Origin of the sequence: Mycobacterium nebraskense (assembly GCF_002102255.1) — a bacterium.
Classification (GTDB): Bacteria; Actinomycetota; Actinomycetes; order Mycobacteriales; family Mycobacteriaceae; genus Mycobacterium; species Mycobacterium nebraskense.
Window position 1 is genome coordinate 1 of the sequence record NZ_LQPH01000131.1, and the last position, 5,185, is coordinate 5,185.

General features: G+C 65.2%; 6 protein-coding genes. 3 read left to right on the top strand and 3 right to left on the bottom strand.

The genetic code is table 11. The annotated features are described in order from the left end of the window. The 3 genes from AWC17_RS17575 to AWC17_RS17585 form a co-directional block, all read right to left on the bottom strand. A partial coding sequence (locus AWC17_RS17575; RefSeq protein WP_482805290.1) for a VOC family protein occupies nt 1-452 on the bottom strand: 452 nt, incomplete at its 3' end. 9 nt (nt 453-461) lie between these two features. Beyond that, nucleotides 462-1,646 (bottom strand): acyl-CoA dehydrogenase family protein, encoded by a 1,185-nt coding sequence (locus tag AWC17_RS17580; protein ID WP_085164893.1) that lies wholly within the window; start codon nt 1,644-1,646, stop codon nt 462-464. Between the two features lie 92 nt (nt 1,647-1,738). Next, nucleotides 1,739-2,017, bottom strand: a complete 279-nt coding sequence (locus AWC17_RS17585; RefSeq protein WP_046184857.1) for a 2Fe-2S iron-sulfur cluster-binding protein — start codon at nt 2,015-2,017, stop codon at nt 1,739-1,741. A 126-nt stretch (nt 2,018-2,143) separates the two neighbouring features. Between AWC17_RS17585 and AWC17_RS17590 the strand changes: the two genes are divergently transcribed. The 3 genes from AWC17_RS17590 (at nt 2,144) to AWC17_RS17600 (ending at nt 5,183) form a co-directional block, all read left to right on the top strand. Continuing rightward, nucleotides 2,144-3,760, top strand: coding sequence for a flavin-containing monooxygenase (locus tag AWC17_RS17590; protein ID WP_046184856.1), 1,617 nt, complete (start codon nt 2,144-2,146; stop codon nt 3,758-3,760). Continuing rightward, nucleotides 3,757-4,557 carry a mycofactocin-coupled SDR family oxidoreductase gene (locus AWC17_RS17595; protein ID WP_046184855.1) on the top strand — a complete coding sequence of 267 codons (801 nt, stop codon included), beginning with the start codon at nt 3,757-3,759 and terminating at the stop codon, nt 4,555-4,557. Before AWC17_RS17590 ends, AWC17_RS17595 begins: the two co-directional genes overlap by 4 nt. A gap of 98 nt (nt 4,558-4,655) precedes the next feature. Continuing rightward, nucleotides 4,656-5,183, top strand: coding sequence for a hotdog family protein (locus AWC17_RS17600; protein ID WP_231588609.1), 528 nt, complete (start codon nt 4,656-4,658; stop codon nt 5,181-5,183). The last annotated feature ends 2 nt before the right edge of the window (nt 5,184-5,185 follow it).

The following is a 5,185-nucleotide window of genomic DNA, read 5'->3' on the forward strand; positions in this document are numbered from 1 at the left end:
GCCGGCACCACGACGTGGCCCATGCCCTGGTCGCCGGTCACGAATCTCGCGCCGAACGGGGTGACGACCGGGCTGTGGTCGAGCACCGCACCGTGGAACACCTCGAGCGTGGTGCCGGCCGGGTCCTCGAAGGTGATCACCTCTTCCACGCGGCGGGCCTCGGCCTCGTCGGTGGACAGTTGCTTGAACGGGGTCCCCGCGGCGTCAAGCGTCGCCTTGACCCGTTGCAGCGCAGGGCGGTCACGCACCTCCCAGCCGACCGTCAGCACCCGGTCGGCCTCACCGGGCACCACGATGAGCCGGGCCGCGCGCTCGTCCATCCGCAGGTACAGCGCCTCGGGGTTGGGGCCCTTGCCCTCGGCGAAACCCAAGACACCGAAGGCGAATTGCCGCCAGCGGTCGATGTCGTTTGTCGAAATGGTGATATAGCCCAGGCTTTTCAGGTCGGTCAACGTGTTCTCCTAGATCAAAGCCCGCAGGGGGCCCTCGGGCGGATCGATACCCAGCGAACTCAGGGCCGACGCGTGATAGGTGGTGCCCGGCATGTGGATGGCGTGCAGCTGGCCGACATGCACGTCGCGCCAATACCGTTGCAGTGGCTTGTCCATGCGGGCGGCGTTGCCGCCCGAGCGGGCGAAGATCTCGTCGACCGCCGCCACCGCGCGCCATACCGCGCGGATCTGGGTGCGCCGACCGGCCGCGCGGTCGGCGAACGACACCTCCTTGCCGGCTGCGACCATGTCGTAAATGCGGTCGGCGTTGGCCATCAGCTCCTGGCGGGCGGCGTTGATGTCGGCGGCGGCCTCGCCGATCGCGAACATGACGTAGGGGTCGTCCTTGATGGCGGTGCCGGTGGCGCCGACGCGCTCGCGCTGGTAGTCCAGGTGCGCGGCCAGGGCCCCCTCGGCGATGCCGATCGTGGCCGCCGAGATGCCCAGTGGGAACATCGTCGACCACGGCATCAGATATAGCGGCTCGGTCATGCCGGCCTCGCGCTGGGCGGTGCCGTCCATCACCTTCGTCGCGTCCATCGTCCGGTAGGACGGGACGAAGGCGTCCTTGACGATCACGTCCTTGGAGCCGGTTCCGCGCAGCCCCACCACGTTCCACGAGTCCTCGACGATCTCGTAGTCCTTGCGCGGCAGGATCATGTGCAGCATCTGTGGCGGCATGATCGGTATGCCGTTGTCGTCGCCCAGCATCGCGCCCAGGATGATCCAGTCGCAATGGTCGGTGCCCGAGCTGAACTGCCAGCGGCCGTTGAAGATGTAGCCACCGTCGACGGGCTTGGCCACTCCCTGCGGAGCGTACGGCGAGGCCATCCACGTGTCGACGTCGTCGGCCCAGATCTCGGCCGCGACCTTCGGGTCCGCGTAGGCCAACTGGTAGGGGTGCACGCCGACCACGCCGACGATCCAGCCGGCCGCCGGGTCCAGCGCCGCGGTCGCCATTGTCGTCTCGGCGAACTCGCGGGGGTGGACCTCGAAGCCTTGATATTGCTTGGTTTGCAGCAGCCGGATCAGGCCGGCGCCCTTCATCAGCTTGACGGTGTCGTCGGTGAGCCGCCCGATCCGCTCGGCCTCGGGGGCCTGGTCGCGCAACTGATCCGCCATCGCCACGACCCGGTCGAGTACCCGTTCGCTCATGTTGGTGTCCTTACGTCTGGGGGGCTTAGTAATGGTCTACCGCAGTTCGTGCCTCAGCCGAAGCCGTTCCCGATGAGCGGAAGCAAATGCGGTCAGAATTGAATGCACAATGCGGCGCTCACGGGCAGGGCCTGGCACGCCAGGATCAGGCCCTCCAGCCGGTCGTTTGGCTCGAGGATGTCGTTCGCGATCATGTCGACCTCGCCCTCGATGACCGTCGCCACACAGGACCCGCAGCGGCCTTCCCGGCATGAGTGGGGCACATCAATGCCCGCACCGAGCAACACGTCGACGAGCGTCTGATCGGGTGGCCAACGAAGCCGGTGACGCCGACCATCCAGGTCGACCTCTAGCCGCGCAACCTCCGCCATGCAGGAATAATCTGCCTCCGAAAACGTGCCCGCAAACGCGCGTGCCCAATGGCCGGGACAACGTCACAGCAGTGTCCGGTGACCGGGAACCGGCCCCGGCGGTCGAGGCGGTAGGACATACCGTCCGTGCCTGTGAATAGCGCGGAGCTGGTCGACGTTGTCGTGGTCGGCGCCGGGTTCGCCGGCCTCTACGCCCTGCACAAGCTCCGCAGTCAGGGACTGTCCGTGCGGATCCTCGAGGCGGCGCCGGAGCTGGGCGGCACCTGGTACTACAACCGATACCCGGGGGCGCGGTGTGACGTCGAAAGCGTTGATTACTGCTATTCATTCTCGGACGAACTGCAGCAAGAGTGGAACTGGACCGAGAAGTACGCCACCCAGGCGGAGATCCTCGCATACCTGAACTGGGTGGCCGACAAACTCGACCTGCGCCGCGACATAGCATTTCGCACCCGGGTCGTGTCCTCGGCGCTAGACGAAACAACGCTGCGCTGGGTGGTTACCACCGACGGCGGTGACGTGCTGTCCGCCCGATTTTGCCTGATGGCGACGGGCCCGCTGTCAGCGGCTTTGACGCCGAACTTCCACGGCCTCGATTCGTTCGCGGGCGAGATTTACCACACCGCCGCGTGGCCACAGCATCCGGTCGATTTTGCGGGAAAGCGGGTCGCCGTTATCGGCACCGGTTCGTCTGGCATTCAATCGATTCCGATCATCGCCGAACACGCCAGGCATCTCTTTGTCTTCCAGCGCACACCTAACTACAGTGTCCCGGCCGGCAACAAGCCGTTGAGCAAAGGGGAACTCGACCACATCAAGGCGAACTACGCAGAACGGCGGCGGCTCTCATGGCGCAGCAGCGGCGGGTCACCACACATTACGGCGCCTAAGCCAACGATGGAGTTCACGCCGGAGGAACGTCGGGCGGCGTTCGATAAGCGTTGGCAGCTGGGAGGTGTGCTGTTCTCTAAGACGTTCCCTGACCAGATGACCGACTTAACCGCCAACGACGAGGCCCGAAAGTTCTACGAGGAGAAGGTGCGCGCGGTCATCGACGACCCTGCGCTGGCGGACCTGCTTATTCCCAATGATCACCCGATCGGCACAAAGCGGATCTGCACCGACAGCAACTACTTCAGCACCTTTAACCGGCCGAACGTGTCGCTCATCAGCGTGCGCGACACATCGATCGAATCCGTGGACACCACTGGGATCAGAACCGCTGGCGCGCACTACGACGTCGACATGATCGTGCTGGCAACGGGTTTCGATGCCCTCACGGGTGCATTGGCCAAGATCGACATCATCGGATGCGGCGGTCGTCGGTTGCGGGACGACTGGGCGCAGGGGCCGCGCACCTACCTGGGGCTGGCCGTCGACGAATTTCCCAACCTGTTCCTGATCTCCGGTCCCGGGGCTCCCGCCGTGCTGGCGAACATGGTGCTGCATGCCGAGGCGCAGGTGAATTGGATCGCCGCAGCCATTACTTACCTGGATGACCACGGGCTGGCCGCGATCGAAGCGACCCGCGACGCCGTCGACGGCTGGGGAGCCGAATGCGCCCGACGTGCCGAGGCTACGCTGTTCACCAAGGCGGAGTCCTGGTACATGGGCGCCAACGTGCCTGGAAAACCAAGGGGATTCATGCTATTCGTCGGCGGCTTCGCGACTTATAACGACATCTGCGACGAGGTGGCCAGAGCCGGTTACCCGGGCTTCGATTTGGTTAAGAGGCCGCGATGAAGAGACTGCTTGGGAAGGTAGTGCTGGTCACCGGCGCCGCCAGGGGCACGGGACGGGTGCATTGTCAGCGCTTCGCCGACGAGGGCGCAAATGTGATCGCGCTCGATGCCACCGCAGCGAGCGCCGAGTTGCTCGACACTGCAAGGGATGTCGAAAGCCGCGGTCGACGCTGCGTGACGGGTGTTGTCGACGTGAGTGACTTGGAGGCTGTAACGGGCGCCGTAGCCAACGGCGTCACGGCACTGGGGCGCCTCGACATCGTCGTCGCAAATGCCGGAATCCACATTACGGGCGGACGGACATGGGAACTTGACCCCCGGGACTGGCATCGCACGCTCGATATCAACCTGACCGGCGTATGGCACACGGTCAAGGCTGGCGTACCGCACATGGGCGAGGGGGGAGCCATCGTGATCATCAGTTCGACCAATGGTCTTCGCGGGACGCCCAATACCGCGCATTACACCGCGAGTAAGCACGCGGTGGTGGGGCTGGCGCGCACTCTCGCGAACGAGCTCGGGCCTTCCGGCATCCGGGTCAACACTGTTCATCCCGGGCCGGTCGCGACCCCGATGGTGCTCAACGACAGGACGTTTCGACGCTTATGCCCGGATCTCGAGAACCCGACCGCCGCGGATGCCGCGGAAGTGCTGCGGGCGCGCAACCTGCTGCGGGTGCCTTGGGTAGAGCCCGTCGACGTTGCCAATGCGGTGGTGTTCCTGGCCTCCGAGGAGGCGCGCTACATCACGGGCACCCAGCTCGTGGTAGACGCTGGCCTCTCGCAGAAGGCGACATGAGCGGGCGACTGAATAAATGGTCAGCATGCTCGGGGGTGACGCGATGAACCGTGCTTGCGCCGGCCGCGCACTTCGCGCAGCAAGGGATGGTGGGAATGATGGGAATCGATGGCAGCGGCGCACCGGAGTATGAGTCGCTCGCCCAGTCCGTTCGCCGACTGATTGACGTGACCATCCGCACCGAGGCCGGCGCCGGTGCCGTCGCGGCAGCGAAGACGCACATTGATTGCGCGGTAGAGCAATTGAGCGAAAGTCTCATGCCGGGCTCATTTGGTGTTCGCCATCCCTTCGACGGACAACCCGTAACCTCCGGCAACGTCATGATCGGCGCACGCAACCCGGTCGCACCTCCTCTGGTAATTCATCGCGACACCGGTGGTGCCGTGTGGACGGAAATCACACTGGGTGCCGCTTACGAAGGGCCTCCGGGACATGTCCATGGCGGAGTGTGCGCCTTGGTCCTCGACCACGTCCTGGGCGCGACCGCGCACGAACCCGGTCGACCGGCCTACACCGGCACGCTCACGCTGCGCTATGTCCGGGGGACCCCGTTAGACGGTATGACGAGGCTGGGGCCTCGCACACATGTGAACGTGGGTTGCCGACAGGGTGGTCCTGGCCGGTAGAG